This window comes from Streptomyces sp. RKAG293 (assembly GCF_023701745.1).
Lineage (GTDB): Bacteria > Actinomycetota > Actinomycetes > Streptomycetales > Streptomycetaceae > Actinacidiphila.
This window is the reverse complement of sequence record NZ_JAJOZB010000001.1, coordinates 4003598-4019411: the sequence shown is the minus strand read 5'-3', so window position 1 is coordinate 4019411 and position 15814 is coordinate 4003598. Positions and strand designations below refer to the sequence as shown.

Genomic DNA, 15814 nt, shown 5'->3' with positions numbered 1-15814 from the left:
GCATCAAGAGTCCCGCTCCAACCGACACCCGACCGAACCTTCGCAAGGGAGCACGCATGGCAACCCGTGCCGTCGCCCGTCGTTCCGCAGGCGGGAGCAGCAGCGTCCGCGCCGTTGGCGGGGAAGCCGCAGACCGCGACCTCGTCGGTATGTACCTCGACGAGATCGCACGTACTCCGCTGCTCGACGCTGCGCAGGAAGTCGAACTGTCCCGTGAGATCGAGGCCGGCGTCTACGCCGAGCGCATACTCTCCGGTGACTCCCAGCTCGTCGAAGGTGCCGGGGCCGGTGCCGATCGCGAGGAGCTGGAGGCGCTGGTCGCCATCGGCGACCGTGCCAAGGACGTCTTCATCCGCTCCAATCTGCGCCTCGTCGTAGCGGTCGCCCGCCGCTACCCGCGCAGCGGCCTCCCGCTGCTCGACCTCATCCAGGAGGGGAACGCGGGCCTGGTGCGCGCCGTCGAGAAGTTCGACTACGCCAAGGGCTTCAAGTTCTCCACGTACGCGACCTGGTGGATCCGCCAGGCCATCACGCGCTCCATCGCCGACCAATCCCGCACCATCCGGCTCCCCGTCCATCTGGTGGAGGAGCTGGGCCGGATCCGGCGTGTGCAGCGGGAGTTCAACCGTGAGCACGGGCGCGACCCGGAGCACGAGGAGATCGCCGCCGAGCTGGACTCGACGCCGTCCCGCGTGCATGACGTGCTCGACTGGGCCCGTGACCCGGTCAGCCTGAACATGTCGGTGGACGCGGACGGCGAGACCGAGTTCGGGGATCTCGTGGAGGACGGCGCCGCCGCCTCTCCCGAGCAGTCCGTCCTCGTCATGCTGCGCCGCGAGGAGCTCGAAGAGCTCATCGGCCGACTCGACGAACGCACGGCTTCGATCATCCGGTCCCGGTACGGTATTGAGGACGGCCGCGAGCGGACGCTGACCGAGGTCGGCAAGCAGCACGGCCTGACGCGTGAGCGCATCCGGCAGATCGAGAAGCACGCCCTGGCAGACCTCAAGCGCATGGCCCGCGACACGGGCCTGGAGTACGAGGCCGCCTGACCCGCGGCGGGGTCCGTCCCCGCCGCCCCTGGACCCGAACCTCGGCGCAACCCCCCCCGCGCCGGGGTTCGGCCATGTCCGGACCCGGTCAGGTGCGGGATCCATCGGCCCTCTCCTGGCCATGGCGTTCCCGTGTGTGGACGCCCCGTGTGTGGATGCCCGTGCATGTCCGAATGGATCTGCTGCATGCCTGCTTGTGTTTACTTTCTGTCGAACCGTGGGTACGGTGACGGCATAGCAACACACTCGGACATGAGGCGGAGACAGAACCACATGTACGCCCCGGAGCGGCAGCAAGAGATCCTGCGGCGGGCCCGCGAGCTCGGAAGCGTCGACGTCCCCTCGTTGGCCGAGGAGTTCGACGTCACGCCGGAGACGATCCGCCGCGACCTCAAGGCGCTCGACCGGGCCGGACTGATCCAGCGCGTGCACGGTGGGGCCATACCGGCCGGGCGCCTCGACTTCGAGCCCGACCTCGCCGAGCGCGAGGCGACGGCCGCCGACGAGAAGGACCGGATCGCCCGCGCCGCGCTGGCCGAACTGCCCGCCGAGGGCAGCGTCGTCATCGACGCAGGCAGCACCGCGGCCCGGCTCGCCGCCGTCCTTCCGCTCGACTCGCGGCTCACCGTCGTGACGCACGCCCTGCCCATCGCCGCACGCCTGTCGGAGTACCCGGACCTCACCCTCCACCTCGTCGGCGGCCGGCTCCGGCACCGCACCCGCGCCGCGGTGGACGCGTGGGCGCTGCGCGCCTACAGCGAGATCCACGCCGACGTGCTCTTCCTCGCCGCGAACGGCTTCTCCGCCGACGGCGGCCTCACCACCCCCGACCTCGCCGAAGCCGCCGTGAAGCGGGCGATGATCGCCGCCGCGCGGCGCGTCGTGCTACTCGCCGACTCCTCGAAGTATGGACAACGGAACTTCGCACGCTTCGGAGACCTCTCCCATGTCGACCTGCTCATCACCGACCAGGGACTCAGCCCCGAAGCAGCCCGCGCGATCGAGAGCGCGGGCACGGAAGTAGTACGCGCATGATCGTGACCGTCACGCCGAATCCGAGCCTGGACCGTACGTACGAGATCCCCGTGCTCGAACGCGGAGCCGTGCTGCGGGCCACCGCCGACCGGGTCGACCCCGGCGGCAAGGGCGTCAACGTGTCGCGCGCGGTGGCCGCCGCCGGGCGGCGCACCGTCGCCGTGCTGCCGATCGGCGGTCCCGAAGGTGCGCTGCTCGGCCGGCTGCTGGAGGAGCAGGGCATCGAGGTCGCGGGAGTCGGCATCGCCGGCTCGACCCGGGTCAACGTCTCGGTCGCCGAGCCGGACGGCACCCTGACCAAGCTCAACGCGGCCGGGCCCACGCTCACCACCACCGAGGCCGAGGCACTGCTGGACGCGGTCGGCACCCGGTCCGCCGACGCCCGCTGGATCGCCTGTTGCGGCAGCCTCCCGCGCGGGCTGCCGCCCGAGTGGTACGCCGAACTCGTCGCCCGCGCGCACCGGGCCGGAGCCCGCGTCGCGCTCGACACCTCGGGGCCCTCGCTGCTCGCCGCGCTCGCGATGCGCCCCGACGTCGTCAAGCCCAACGCCGGGGAACTGGCCGCCGCCGTCGGCCGATCGCTCACGACGGTCGGTGACGTGGTGAAGGCGGCGGGAGAACTGCGCGCCCTGGGCGCGCGGGCGGTACTCGCCAGCCTCGGCGCGGACGGCCAACTGCTCGTCGACGACTCCGGCACGTACTTCGGGCAGGCGCGGGTCGCGGCGGTACGGAGCAACGTCGGGGCCGGGGACGCCTCGTTGGCGGGGTTCCTCGCCGCGGGCGGCGACGGGGAGGCCGCCCTCGCCTCGGCCGTCGCCCACGGGGCGGCCGCGGTGCAACTGCCGGGCAGCGTCATGCCGGCCCCGGCGGATCTCGACCCGTCGGCGGTCACCGTGACCGCGGACGTCCCTTTCTCCCGCCTGCTGCGGGAACCGGCATGAGGGGCGCGTGCGTGACGGGCGCCGGCATGGCGGGCGCCTGCATCACGGACGCCTGCATGACGGGCGTCCGTATGGCGGGCGCCGGGCAGCCGACCGGCCCGGTGGCCGCAGCACCCCGATCCACCCACAGTCCGTTCCGCCCGCCGGGCGGGGACGCGAGCAATGGAGCCGCGCGATGAGTGCCATGATCACCGCGGAGCTGGTCGATCTCGACCTGGCCGCCGACAGCAAGGAAGCGGCGGCACGTTCGCTCGCCGAGCGGATGGTGGCCGCCGGACGCGTCACCGATCTGGAGGGTTTCCTCGCGGATGTGGCCGCGCGCGAGGCCCAGATGCCGACCGGTCTCGACGGCGGCATCGGGATCCCGCACTGCCGCAGCGCGCATGTCGCCGAGCCGACCTTCGCGTTCGGCCGCAGCGCCACCGGTATCGACTTCGGCGCCCCGGACGGCCCCGCCGACCTCGTCTTCCTCATCGCGGCACCGGCCGGTGCCGACACCGACCACCTGACGATCCTGTCGGCCCTCGCCCGCCGCCTCATGGACCCGGAGTTCACCGCGGCCCTGCGCACGGCCGACGACCCGGCGACGGCCGCGGCCCTGATCGCGGGCGAGCCGGTGGCGGAGCCCGCGACCGCGGAGCCGGAGACTGCGGAACGCGTGAGCCCGGAAGCGGAGACCATAGCGCCCGCGGCCGAAGGCGTTCCGCAGGAGCGGACGTTCCGCGTCGTGGCGGTGACGTCGTGCCCGACGGGCATCGCGCACACGTACATGGCGGCGGAGTCCCTGGAGAACGCCGCCCGGGACGCCGGTGTGGAGATCACCGTGGAGACCCAGGGCTCGGCCGGCTTCAAGAAGCTGCCGAAGGCGGCGATCGAGGCCGCGGACGCGGTGATCCTCGCCCATGACGTGGAGGTCCGCGACAAGGAGCGCTTCGCGGGGAAGCCGACGGTGGACGTCGGAGTGAAGGCGGGCATCAGCCGCGCGCCGGAGCTCATCGCCGAGGCGCGCGGCAAGGCGGAACGCGGCGAGGTGACGGCCACGGCCCACCCGGCGGACCGGGGAGAGGCCGGAGCGACCGCCGACGAGTCCGGTGAAGGCTTCGGCACGCGGCTGCGCAAGTGGCTGATGACCGGCGTCAGTTACATGGTGCCGTTCGTCGCCGCCGGCGGGCTGCTGATCGCGCTCGCCTTCGCGATCGGCGGGTACGAGATCAACGCCGCGCCCTCCGTGACGGAGCACTTCATCTGGAGCGAGGGCGCGAGCTGGGCGGCACTGCTCTTCCAGATCGGCGACACCGCGTTCACGTTCCTCGTACCGATCCTGGCCGGATACATCGCGTTCGGGATGGTGGACCGGCCGGGGCTGGTCCCCGGCATCGTCGGCGGTGCCATCGCGCTGACGATCAACGCCGGCTTCCTCGGCGGCCTGGTCGCCGGTCTGCTCGCGGGCACCGTCGTCATGGCGATCCAGCGGATCGCGATCCCACCGGTGCTGCGCGGCATCATGCCGGTGGTGGTGATCCCGCTGATCTCCTCGGCGGTGGTGGGCTTCCTGATGTTCCTGGTGGTCGGCAAGCCGATCACCTGGCTGCAGAAGCAGCTCACCGACTGGCTGAACGGCCTGACGGGCTCGAACGCGATCATCCTCGGCGTCGTCCTCGGCCTGATGATGTGCTTCGACATGGGCGGTCCGCTGAACAAGGTCGCGTACGCCTTCGCCGTCGGCGGTCTCGCCGACCCGAACGACGGCAGCCTGAAGGTCATGGCGTGCGTGATGGCGGCGGGCATGGTGCCGCCGCTGGGCCTGGCGCTGGCGACGACCGTCCGGGGGCGGCTCTTCACCCGTACAGAACGCGAGAACGGCAAGGCGGCCTGGGTGCTGGGCGCTTCGTTCATCACCGAGGGCGCGATTCCGTTCGCCGCGGCCGACCCGCTGCGGGTCATCCCGTCGGCGATGGTCGGCGGCGCGGTCACCGGCGCCCTGTCGATGGCCTTCGGCTGCACCCTGCGCGCCCCGCACGGCGGCATCTTCGTGGTGCCGCTGATCGGCAACCCATGGCTGTACCTGGTCGCCGTCGCGGCGGGCACGGTCGTCACCGCGGCCCTCGTCGTCCTGCTGAAGGGGCTGCGCAGGCCCGCCGCCCCCGAGGCGGCACTGCCGGTGCCGGACGCCGCCAGGACACCGGTCGCGGCCTGACCGCCCGCGGCCACCGCGAATGAGACCCTCGCGGCATGAGCGACGGCGAACAGAGCGGTGGGCGGGACAGCGGTGGACAGAACGGCAACGGTGAACCGTCGGAGCACGGCGAACCGTCGGAGCACGGTGAACCGCACCACGAGGGCGGGCTCGCGAGCCGGCTGAACTGGCTGCGGGCGGGGGTGCTGGGCGCCAACGACGGAGTCGTGTCGACGGCCGGGATCGTCGTCGGCGTGGCGGGGGCCACCGACTCCCGTTCCGCGATCCTGACCGCCGGGCTGGCCGGACTGCTGGCCGGATCCCTGTCGATGGCGGCGGGGGAGTACGTCTCGGTCAGCACCCAGCGCGACTCCGAGCAGGCCGCCCTGGCCATGGAGCGCGAGGAGCTGGCCACCGAGCCGAAGGCGGAACTCGCCGAGCTCACCGGTCTGCTGGAGGACCGCGGGCTGACCCGGGACCTCGCCCGCGAGGTCGCCGAGCAGCTCACCGAACGCGACGCGCTCGGCGCGCACGCCCGGGTCGAGCTCGGCATCAACCCCGACGAACTGACCAACCCGTGGCACGCGGCGGCCGCGAGCTTCGCCGCGTTCACCGCCGGGGCGCTGCTGCCGCTGCTGGCGATCGTGCTGCTGCCCCCGCCGCTGCGGCTGTCCGTCACGGTGGTGGCGGTGCTGATCGCGCTCGCGCTGTGCGGCTGGGAGAGCGCGCGGCTGGGCAGCGCGCCGACCCGCCCCGCCGTCCTGCGGAACATGGCGGGCGGGGCGGCGGCGATGGCCGTCACATACGCGGCCGGATCACTGCTCGGCGCCACGGGCCTCTGATGCGATGAGACCCCTGGCGAGGACCCTCACACCTGGACCGCTCGGAACGCTCAGACCTGAGGGGAGACGCCGCGCCGCGCCAGCCCGACCCCGACCGCGACGGTCAGCGCCGACACCACCCCGGCCAGCAGCACCGCCGATTCCCCGCCGAATGTGCAGGCCAGGACCAGCAACGAGGCCACCGGCAGGACGAGTTGCTGTGCGATGCCCCTCTTGTAGTGCCGGGAGTGCAGCAGCCAGACGGTGAAGAACAGGACGGCGGTCGGCACGGTCACCGCGGCGGAGGCGGCCCGCACCGAGATCTCCGCCTTCCCGACGCTCTGCTCCACGGCCACTTCCAGGCCGGCGCCGATCGCCGCGGCGGAGACGAACACGATGTAGTGGCCGTAACCCCAGGGGATCGCCTCGCGGTTGGAGACCAGGTGCTCCTCGATGGGCACGGCGAAGTAGATCCACCAGGCCGCGAAGACGATCAGCAGCCCGCCGCCCGCGATGGGCAGCAGCTCGGCCACCGCCTCGTGCTCGTCGAGCGCGGACTGCACGGCGACGGTCGCCGCCGCGATCGATTCGCCGAGCACGATGATGGTGAACAGGCCGTACCGCTCCGCGATGTGCTGCGGGTGCCAGGACGTCTGGTGGCGGCGCTCGGCGAACAGCGGCACGGACAGCTCGACGACGATCAGGCCGAGGAACGCCCACACCTTCGCCCCGTCGGGCAGGAAGAGCAGCCCGATCCACCCGAACTGGCAGACGGTGACGCCGAACGCGTAACGGAGCGCGCAGCCGCGCGCGTCGCCGGTCTCGCCGTGCGCGGCCCGCAGCCACTGCGAGGCCAGCGCCAGCCGCATCACCGAATAGCCGATCACCGTGATCGTCCAGTCGTTGTCGTCGAAGGCGCGCGGCACGCCCGCGGCGAAGATGAGGACGCCGGTGATCTGCACCAGTGTGGTGATCCGGTACAGCACATCGTCCGTGTCGTAGGCGGAGGCGAACCAGGAGAAGTTCATCCAGGCCCACCAGATGCCGAAGAACACCAGCAGATAGCCGACAACCCCGTTGCCGGGATGGCCCGCCGCCAGCGCGTGCACCAGCCGGGCGCCCGCCTGGGCGACGGCGACCACGAAGCAGAGGTCGAAGAAGAGCTCGAGCGGGGTCGACGCCCGGTGCGTCTCGTCACGGCTGCGGGCGGTCATACGGCGGAACGCGGCGCCGGCGGGGTTGCTCATGGAGGCCACCTTGCGCCAGAACCCGCGCGAGGAACACCATGGCACGCTGCCGTATCCGGGTCTTTCGGCCCTGGCGGCCGGTCCGCCCCCCACGGACCCTGGAAGGACCATGGTCACTGCCAAGCCCGACATCGCCGACCGCGCCGACCTCGGCACCCTGCTGCGCCGCTTCTACGAGGCGGCGCTCGCCGACCGGCTGATCGGCCCGTACTTCACCGAGATCGCGGGCCTGGACCTCGAGGACCACCTCCCCAGGATCACCGACTTCTGGGAACGCGCCCTGCTCCGGACGGCCGAGTACGGCGGCAACGCCTTCGCTCCGCACGCCGCCCTGCACGACACCCGGCCGATGACCGCCGAGCACTTCGGCCGCTGGGTCCAGCTGTGGCGCGCCTCCGTCGACGGGCTGTACGCGGGCCCCAACGCGGATCACGCCAAGGCGCAGGGCGAACGGATAGCGCTGTCGATGCTGCGCCGGCTGGCGGGAGCCGACGCCTCGACCGATGGGTCCGGCGGCCCCGGCTTCGTACCGCTCGCCGCCGTGCGGCTCCGCACGGAGGCCTGACGGCGCCGGGTCCCCTGAGCGTCACACGGCAGCGGGCTCACTGACGGCCGCGGGCTCGCTGAAGGGCACGGCTCCTCTGACGGGCGTGGCGGTGCCGGGCACGGCCGTGCTGAGTTCGCCCGTCGTGAGGAAGTGCTCGATGCGCGCGCTGAACGGGGCGATGTCGATGCCCTGCGCGGCCAGCCACTCGTCCGAGTAGTACTTCTCCAGGTACCGCTCGCCCGGGTCGCACAACAGGCCCACCACGCTGCCCTGTTCACCGGCCGCCCGCATGTCGGAGATGATCCGGAAGGCGGCCCACAGACCGGTGCCGGTGGAGGCGCCGGCCTTACGTCCCAGCAGTCGTTCCAGCACCCGGATACTGGCGACGGACGCGGCGTCCGGCACCCGCATCATGCGGTCGATCGCCCCGGGGACGAAGCTCGGCTCCACGCGCTGGCGCCCGATGCCCTCGATGCGGGAGCCGCGGTCGGTGACGACGTCCGGGTCGTCCGACTGCCAGCTGGGGAAGAACGCGGAGTTCTCCGGGTCGGCGACACAGACCCCGGTGTCCTGCTGGGTGTAGTGCACGAAGCGGGCGATGGTGGCGGACGTTCCGCCGGTGCCCGCGGTCGCGACGATCCAGGCCGGGACGGGGTGCCGCTCCAGCGCCAGCTGCCGGAAGATCGAGTCGGCGATGTTGTTGTTGCCGCGCCAGTCGGTGGCGCGCTCGGCGTACGTGAACTGGTCCATGTAGTGGCCGCCCGATTCGGCCGCGAGCCGCACCGCCACCTCGTAGACCTCGCAGGGGTCGTCGACGAGATGACACCGGCCGCCGTGGAACTCGATCAGGTCGATCTTGGAGCGCACGGTGCTCTTCGCCATGACGGCGATGAACGGCACTCCGATCAGCTTCGCGAAGTACGCCTCGGAGACCGCCGTCGAGCCGCTGGACGCCTCGATGACCGGCTTCCCGGGGCGGATCCAGCCGTTGCACAGCCCGTACAGGAACAGCGAGCGGGCCAGCCGGTGCTTGAGCGAGCCGGTCGGGTGCGTCGACTCGTCCTTCAGATACAGGTCGATGCCCCACTCGGCCGGCAGCGGCACCGACAGCAGATGGGTGTCGGCGGACCGGTTGGCGTCGGCCTGCACCTTGCCGACGGCGTCCTTGAGCCAGTTCCGGTACACCGGGTCGCGCCGGTCGATGTCGAGTTCCATGGCCCCAGGTATAGCGGCAGGGGTGTCCCAAACCGGCGCTTGGGGTTTCTCCCCGCTGACGCTTGGGGGGCCGTTGGACCGCCGCGGCCGGTGACCTTCGCGGAACGGTCAGGTGGCCGACGCGTATGACGGACACCCCGCCGCCCGACCATCCCGGCAGCGACCAGCCGCGGCTGAACCGGCCGGTGCGCGAGCGCTACCCCCAGATCCGCCCGACCAGCGGCTACGGCGACCCCCGGGTGCGCCACACCGGTCCCGGCCCCGGTGCCGGCACCGACCAGGACCCGGAACGCTCCGCCAAGCTCTCCGCCCGGCTGGCGCTGGCGATCACGGTCGTCATCGGCCAGCTGTGGGCGCTGTCCGTCGCCGTCGACGAATGAATGCAGGGCGACACGTCCATCGCCTGGTGGTGCGCCGGCTTCCTCGGGGTGTCCTTCCTGGTGGTGCTCGCCATCTGGCTGCTGGACCCGAAGGACCGATGACGCGGGCCCGCGCGGGGCGGCCCGGTGCCCGTGCGGACGCGGAGCCGTCCCGCAGGCCCGCGGCCGTACCCTGGAGGCATGAGCACCGCTCCCGAACCCGAGTCCGACCCCCGGCCCGCAGCACGGCCCGGGAAGCCGCGCCGCGACCCCGCCGCCGCGCTGGTCTTCGACGACCCGCTCAGCCGGCAGTCGTCCGACGACACCGACGGGGGCTGGGGCGAGCGCCCGTCCGGCGGCGGGAGCGACGATCTCGCCCGCTTCCTCGACGAGAAGCCCCCGCACCACATCTGATCCCGGTGGCTCAGCTGCGCTGGGACACCATGACGTCGCGGATCTCGCGCAGCAGCGCCACCTCGGCGGCCTCCGCCTCCGCGTGCACCACGGCCTCCTGCCGGGCCCGCGCCGCCTTCTTCGCCAGGTAGCGGGACATCGGCAGCACCATCAGGAAATAGACCACGGCGGCGGTGATCAGGAAGGTGAGGACCGCGCTGAGCACCGAGCCCCACAGGATCGGAATCCCGCTCACCGCGTCGCCCGCGTCGTTCACCACGCACGGGCCCTTGAGGCACGACCGGTAGTGCTCCAGATCCTTGGTGCCGAACGCACCGACCAGGGGATTGATGACGCCCTTGACCACGGAACTCACGACACTCGTGAACGCGGCACCGATGACGACGGCGACGGCCAGGTCGATCACATTCCCGCGCATCAGGAATTCCTTGAAGCCGCCCAGGACCCCGGTCTTCTCGTCGCTCATTGCATTCTCTCTTTCCCCGCGCACAGGTGATGGCACAGCAAGTCCCGCAACCTAAGGCATCACGGGAGTTAGGTGTCCAATCCGTACACACGAAAGAGTGAGTCAACACAGCGTCACCGCCAGGGGAGTTGACGCCGCCGCGCCGATGATCACGGCAGCCGTCCGGCGCGGCACCGCCAGCACGATCAGCGCGCCCTCACCGGTCCGGCCGGCCGTCTCGCCGCCGTCCGCCGGCACGGACACCACCGGCGCCGCCACGGCCACCACCCGGTCGGCGGCCAGCACGTCCACCCGGTCGCCGGGCCGCAGCAGCCGCACCGCCGCCGCGTCCGCGATCCGCACCGGCGCCCGCACCGTGTCCGGGGCGGCGCGCACGTCCTGAGCCGCCGTCGTATCGCGACCGGGCGCCATGGCCCGCGCACCCCGGGCGTCCTGTGCGGCAGCCGCCGCCGGGGGTACCCGTGGTTCACCGCGCGGTGGTTGGGAGTCCGCGCGCGGGGCGGAGGCCGCCAGCGCGGCGGCGGCCATCGCCAGCCCCGCGGCCACGGCCCGCCGCCTGCGGTGCACCGGCGTCCACAGCCGGATCCGCCCGCGCCCGCCGCCGGCCCGGATCGGCTGGAAGGACGGCACGACGCAGCGCGGGAGCGCGTAGGACGGGGGAGCGGGGCTGGGAGAAGGGGAGGGAGAAGGGGAGGGAGAAGGAACGGGAGAAGGAACGGGAGAAGGAGCGGGACTGGGAAATGCGGGCACGGCGACCACCGCCTCGTAAGGATCTCTGCGACTGAGATCCCTACGATCCCGCACTCCGCCGACGGCCCCCTCGGGCCTGTGGATTACTCACCGGTTGTGGAAAACTCCGTCACCCGCGCGAGTGAAAACACCGAACCCGCGGACCCGCGAGCCCACAGATCCGCGAGCCCACAGATCCGCGAACCCACAGATCCGCGAACCCCCGAACCTCCGAACCCTCAGATCCGCGAGCCCACAGACCCCCGAACCCACTGCCCTACGGCAGCGTGATCCCCGGGTCCTGCCCGCCCCACGGGTCCACGCACAGGCAGTTCCGCTCCGCGATCGGCGGCAGCCCGCCGACCACGTCGAACAGCACGGTCCGCATCCGGCCGACGTTCGCCGCGAAGACCTCCAGGACCTCCTCGTGGGAGACCCCCTCGCCCGTCTCGGCGCCCGCGTCCAGGTCCGTCACCAGCGTCAGGGACGTGTAGCAGAGCCCGAGTTCCCGCGCGAGGATCGCCTCGGGGTGCCCCGTCATGCCGACCACCGACCAGCCCTGCGCCGCATGCCACCGGGACTCGGCCCGGGTCGAGAACCGGGGCCCCTCGACGACGACGAGCGTCCCGCCGTCCACCGCGTCCCAGCCGCCCGCCCGCGCGGTGTCCACCGCGACCCGGCGGCCCACCGGGCAGTACGGGTCGGCCAGCGAGACGTGCACGACGTTCGGCTGCCCGCCGTCCGGCAGCACCTCACCGTCGAAGTACGTCTGGACGCGCGACTTCGTGCGGTCCACGAGCTGGTCGGGGACCAGCAGGGTGCCGGGGCCGAACTCCGCGCGCAGGCCGCCCACCGCGCACGGACCGAGCACCTGGCGCGCGCCGACCGAGCGCAGCGCCCACAGGTTGGCCCGGTAGTTGATTTTGTGCGGCGGCAAGTGGTGCTTGCGGCCGTGCCGTGGCAGGAACGCCACCCGCCGGCCGGCGACCTCGCCGAGGAAGAGCGAGTCGCTCGGCGGACCGTAGGGGGTCTCGACCGTGATCTCGGTCACATCCTCGAGGAACGAGTAGAAACCGGACCCGCCAATGACGCCGATATCGGCTCGCGCACCGCTCATCTCCACCATGCGGATCACCCTAACGGCGGCCGGATACGACGAGGACCCCGCCGACTGGATCGGCGGGGTCCGTCATCGACGCGTAAGCCTTGCGACCGCCTTGCGACTCGCTCGCGGGCTCACACGTGCACAGCGATCAGGCTGCGGAAGACCCGCTGGAAGAGCTGCTCGAACCGGATGAGGAGCTGCCGGACGATGCCGAGGACGGCGCGGACGTCGTCGAAGGCTTCGCATCCGAGCTGCTCTTGGCCGCGGGGGTGCTCGCCGAGGACGAGCCACGGCTGTCGGTCCGGTAGAAACCGGAACCCTTGAACACGACCCCGACCGCCGAGAAGATCTTGCGCAGGCGTCCGCTGCAGGTCGGGCAAACGGTCAGAGCGTCATCGCTGAACTTCTGCACCGCCTCGAGGCCCTCGCCGCACTCGGTGCACTGGTACTGGTACGTCGGCACTTGATCCTCCTGGCACTCTCACTCGATGAGTGCTAACGACATTCAATAGTGCAGCATTCCGCCGCGTCAGTCCACCGTGACCGGCACGCGGTGACTCATCCCACGTGTCGAAGCCTGGACGATCCGTCCCTCGGAGCGTGGTTTGAGCCGCTTGCGCAGCGCCACGAGGGTGGCCAGTGCCAGCGCCGTACCGGCCAGCGGCACCACGAAGGCGGCGCTCGCGCTGACCCGGTCGGCCAGCTGGCCCGCGGCCGTGACCGCGATGGCCTGGCCGAGCGCGACCGAGCCGGTCAGCCAGGTGAAGGCCTCGGTGCGGGAGGTGGCCGGCACCAGGGATTCGACCAGGGTGTAGCCGGTGATCAGGGCGGGGGCGATGCACAGCCCGATGAGCAGGCCGAGCGCGCCGAGCAGCGGCACCGAGTGCACGGCCCACAGCGCGGAACAGGCCAGCGCCAGCGCCGCGTACGCGATCAGCAGCCGGCCCTGCGGGCTGCGGCGCCAGGCGATGGCACCGCAGACGACTCCGGCCAGCATGTTGCCCGCCGCGAAGGTGCCGTACAGCAGTCCCGCGATGCCCTGGCGGCCGATCTCCTCGGTGAAGGACGTCAGGCCGACCTGCATGCCGCCGAAGACCGCGCCGATGCCGAGGAAGGCCACGGCCAGCGCCCTGACGCCCGGGATGGTCAGCGCCGAGGTCTGCTTAGCACGGACGCCGTCGACGGTCCTGCTGGGTGCCGGGGCGGTGCTGCGCTGGGCGGCGAAGAACAGCCCGCCGACCAGGGTGAGGGTGGCCTCGGCGATCAGGCCGGCCGCCGGGTGCACTCCCGTGCACAGCGCGGTGGCCAGCACCGGGCCGATGACGAAGGTGAACTCGTCCGTCACGGACTCGAAGGCCGCGGCGGTCGACATCAGAGGCGAGCCGTCCAGCTTGGCCGCCCAGCGCGCCCGCACCATGGGGCCGATCTGCGGCACCGAGGCGCCGGCCGGCACGGCGGCCGCGAACAGCGCCCACATGGGGGCGTGCGACAGGGCCAGCACGGTCAGCAGGACGACGGAGGCCGTGTGCACGAAGACACCCGGCAGCAGGACGGCGCTCTGTCCGAAACGGTCGGCGAGCTTGCCGTTCTGCGGGGCGAAGATCGCCATGGAGACACCGGTCACCGCGGCCACGGCACCGGCCGTGCCGTACGAGCCGGTGGTGTTCTGGACGAGCAGCACGATGCCGATGGTGAGCATCGCGAAGGGCTGCCGGGCCGCGAACCCGGGCAGCAGGAACGTCCAGGCGCGGGGTGTGCGCAGGAGTTGTCCGTAACCGGGCCGCTTGGTGGCGGGGCTGTCCGGCTGGTTCACCGTGGATGCCACGGCTTGGTCCTTTGTGCTGTCTGGTAGCGGCATCCGTCACGGATGGCGCCGAGAACTGTCCGCTCGCGCAAGACACGTGACGACTGTGGTCGTCCCGTCGCGCCAGCTCTGCGTCAGACAGAGGTCTGTGTACTCAACACGTACGTGGTCAAGACGTACCGGCCCAGCTTAGCGGCACTCAGTGCCATTCGCTCCGAGTGTCACCCGATTCCCCCTGAGACCTCGCTCACCCCGGCCCCCTCGTTCACTCTGGCCCCCTCGCTCACCCCGGCTCCCTCGCTACCCCTCACCCAGCCAGTTCGCGAGCTTGCCGCCCTTCCCGATCGCGCGCAGCCGCCGCTCCGCCGCGTCCCGCACCGGGTCGGTGGCGACGACCAGCAGTTCGTCGCCGCGCCGCAGCACCGTGTTCGGCAGCGGTACGAAGCTGGCCCCGTCCCGTACGACGAGGGTGACGGCCGCCCCGGCAGGCAGCCGCAGCTCGCTGACCTCGACGCCGTGCATCCGGGACTCCTCGGGGATGGACACCGAGAGCAGATGGCCGCGCAGCCGTTCCAGCGGCGCCGACTCGATGCCGAGATCGGCCGCACCGTCGCGGACGCCGAGGCGCAGCCGCCGGGCCAGCCACGGCAGCGTCGGGCCCTGCACCAGGGTGTAGACGATCACCAGGATGAAGACGATGTTGAATATCCGGCGGCTGTTGGGCACACCCGCGACCATCGGGATGGTGGCCAGCACGATGGGCACGGCGCCGCGCAGCCCGGCCCAGGACATCAACGCCTGCTCCCGCCAGGGGATGCGGAACGGCGCCAGGCTCGCGGTGACCGACAGCGGTCTGGCCACCGCGGTCAGGATCAGGCCGATGACCAGTGCGGGCAGGATGTCGTCGCCGAGTTCGTGCGGGGTGACGAGCAGTCCGAGCAGGACGAAGAGGCCGATCTGCGCGATCCAGCCGAGCCCTTCGGCGAAGCCCCGGGTGGCCGGCCGGTGCGGCAGTTTCGCGTTGCCCAGTATCAGGGAGGCGATGTAGACGGCGAGGAATCCGGAACCGTGCGCCGTCGCGCCGGCGGCGTAGGCGAAGACCGCGATGGCCATCACCGCGATCGGGTAGAGGCCGGAGGCGGGCAGGGCGATGTGCCGCAGCGCGTAGGCGCCGAGCCAGCCGACCGCCAGTCCGATCGCGGCGCCGATCGCCAGCTCCATGGCGATCTCCGCGACGAGCACGTACCAGTGGTCGACGGGTCCCGCCGTGGAGAAGGCGACCACGAGGATGACGACCGGGGCGTCGTTGAAGCCGGATTCCGCTTCGAGCACTCCGGTGATTCGTTTCGGCAGCGGCACGTTGCGCAGTACCGAGAAGACCGCCGCCGCGTCCGTGGACGACACCACCGCTCCGATGATGAGCGCCTGCCGCCAGTCCAGCCCCACCAGATAGTGGGCCGCGCCCGCCGTGATGAAGACGCTCAGCATGAGGCCGAACGTCGAGAGCACCGCGGCGGCGGGCACCACCGGTTTGATCTCCTGCCACTTCGTGCCGAGTCCGCCTTCGGCAAGAATCACCACAAGTGCCGCATATCCCAGGACCTGGGTCAGTTGGACGTCGTCGAAGGTAAAGCCGAACGGGCCGTCCTGGCCGATCGCGACGCCGATGCCGAGGTAGATGAGCAGAGTGGGCAAGCCGCTGCGCGACGCCAGTCGCACGGCGACCACCGCGATGAGCAGCACGAGGGCGCCGATCAACAGGAGTTCATTGAGACGGTGGACAGTCAGGGCGCGGTCCTTCCTCGAAGGCCAGGGAGAAGTTCATTGCCTTGCCTAACATTTTACCGGTACTTGAACTTCCGCGGTCAACGATGACTCCGCGTAGGGGTGCCCCGAGCGCTGC

The 15814-nt window shown here is 71.6% G+C and carries 15 protein-coding genes and 1 pseudogene; 8 read left to right on the top strand and 8 right to left on the bottom strand.

Annotation, left to right across the window (positions count from 1 at the left end; translation table 11 throughout):
• The first annotated feature begins 56 nt into the window (after nt 1-56).
• From LNW72_RS17655 to LNW72_RS17635, 5 genes are all read left to right on the top strand, one after another.
• A complete protein-coding gene (locus LNW72_RS17655) occupies nt 57-1052 on the top strand; it encodes an RNA polymerase sigma factor RpoD/SigA (RefSeq protein ID WP_138354754.1) in 996 nt (331 codons plus the stop codon).
• Nucleotides 1053-1325: 273 nt separating this feature from the next.
• Nucleotides 1326-2087: a DeoR/GlpR family DNA-binding transcription regulator gene (locus LNW72_RS17650; protein WP_250980198.1), complete on the top strand. Its 762-nt coding sequence runs from the start codon at nt 1326-1328 to the stop codon at nt 2085-2087.
• Entirely contained in the window at nt 2084-3028 is a 945-nt protein-coding gene (gene pfkB, locus LNW72_RS17645) for a 1-phosphofructokinase (RefSeq protein ID WP_250976303.1), read from the top strand. The genes LNW72_RS17650 and pfkB overlap by 4 nt, the downstream gene beginning before the upstream one ends.
• A gap of 175 nt (nt 3029-3203) precedes the next feature.
• On the top strand, nt 3204-5225 hold the full coding sequence (locus LNW72_RS17640) for a fructose-specific PTS transporter subunit EIIC (protein WP_250976302.1): 2022 nt from the start codon (nt 3204-3206) through the stop codon (nt 5223-5225).
• 35 nt (nt 5226-5260) lie between these two features.
• Nucleotides 5261-6046, top strand: a complete 786-nt coding sequence (locus LNW72_RS17635) for a VIT family protein (RefSeq protein WP_250976301.1) — start codon at nt 5261-5263, stop codon at nt 6044-6046.
• Nucleotides 6047-6096: 50 nt separating this feature from the next.
• On the opposite strand, the gene LNW72_RS17630 is transcribed toward LNW72_RS17635, so the two are convergent.
• Nucleotides 6097-7272 (bottom strand): low temperature requirement protein A, encoded by a 1176-nt coding sequence (locus LNW72_RS17630; RefSeq protein WP_250976300.1) that lies wholly within the window; start codon nt 7270-7272, stop codon nt 6097-6099.
• Between the two features lie 109 nt (nt 7273-7381).
• Between LNW72_RS17630 and LNW72_RS17625 the strand changes: the two genes are divergently transcribed.
• Nucleotides 7382-7837: a group III truncated hemoglobin gene (locus tag LNW72_RS17625; RefSeq protein WP_250976299.1), complete on the top strand. Its 456-nt coding sequence runs from the start codon at nt 7382-7384 to the stop codon at nt 7835-7837.
• A gap of 21 nt (nt 7838-7858) precedes the next feature.
• On the opposite strand, the gene LNW72_RS17620 is transcribed toward LNW72_RS17625, so the two are convergent.
• Nucleotides 7859-9034, bottom strand: coding sequence for a PLP-dependent cysteine synthase family protein (locus LNW72_RS17620; RefSeq protein ID WP_250976298.1), 1176 nt, complete (start codon nt 9032-9034; stop codon nt 7859-7861).
• A gap of 125 nt (nt 9035-9159) precedes the next feature.
• Between LNW72_RS17620 and LNW72_RS17615 the strand changes: the two are divergent.
• Together LNW72_RS17615 and LNW72_RS17610 are read left to right on the top strand one after the other, a co-directional pair.
• Nucleotides 9160-9516 (top strand): annotated as a pseudogene (locus LNW72_RS17615) (hypothetical protein).
• A gap of 78 nt (nt 9517-9594) precedes the next feature.
• The gene (locus LNW72_RS17610; RefSeq protein ID WP_250976297.1) at nt 9595-9807 is read left to right on the top strand and encodes a hypothetical protein; all 213 of its coding nucleotides are present in this window, start codon (nt 9595-9597) and stop codon (nt 9805-9807) included.
• A 10-nt stretch (nt 9808-9817) separates the two neighbouring features.
• Here the strand turns inward: LNW72_RS17610 and mscL are convergent, their stop codons facing one another.
• The 6 genes from mscL to LNW72_RS17580 form a co-directional block, all read right to left on the bottom strand.
• Nucleotides 9818-10273, bottom strand: coding sequence for a large conductance mechanosensitive channel protein MscL (mscL, locus tag LNW72_RS17605; RefSeq protein ID WP_250976296.1), 456 nt, complete (start codon nt 10271-10273; stop codon nt 9818-9820).
• Nucleotides 10274-10375: 102 nt separating this feature from the next.
• Nucleotides 10376-10903 (bottom strand): hypothetical protein, encoded by a 528-nt coding sequence (locus tag LNW72_RS17600; protein WP_250976295.1) that lies wholly within the window; start codon nt 10901-10903, stop codon nt 10376-10378.
• A gap of 376 nt (nt 10904-11279) precedes the next feature.
• Complete coding sequence (locus LNW72_RS17595; RefSeq protein ID WP_250976294.1) at nt 11280-12128, bottom strand: S-methyl-5'-thioadenosine phosphorylase; 849 nt, start codon at nt 12126-12128, stop codon at nt 11280-11282.
• Nucleotides 12129-12255: 127 nt separating this feature from the next.
• Entirely contained in the window at nt 12256-12570 is a 315-nt protein-coding gene (locus tag LNW72_RS17590) for an FmdB family zinc ribbon protein (protein WP_138354742.1), read from the bottom strand.
• 66 nt (nt 12571-12636) lie between these two features.
• Complete coding sequence (locus LNW72_RS17585; protein ID WP_250976293.1) at nt 12637-13932, bottom strand: MFS transporter; 1296 nt, start codon at nt 13930-13932, stop codon at nt 12637-12639.
• 279 nt (nt 13933-14211) lie between these two features.
• Nucleotides 14212-15669, bottom strand: a complete 1458-nt coding sequence (locus tag LNW72_RS17580) for a potassium/proton antiporter (protein WP_250976292.1) — start codon at nt 15667-15669, stop codon at nt 14212-14214.
• Between the last annotated feature and the right edge of the window lie 145 nt (nt 15670-15814).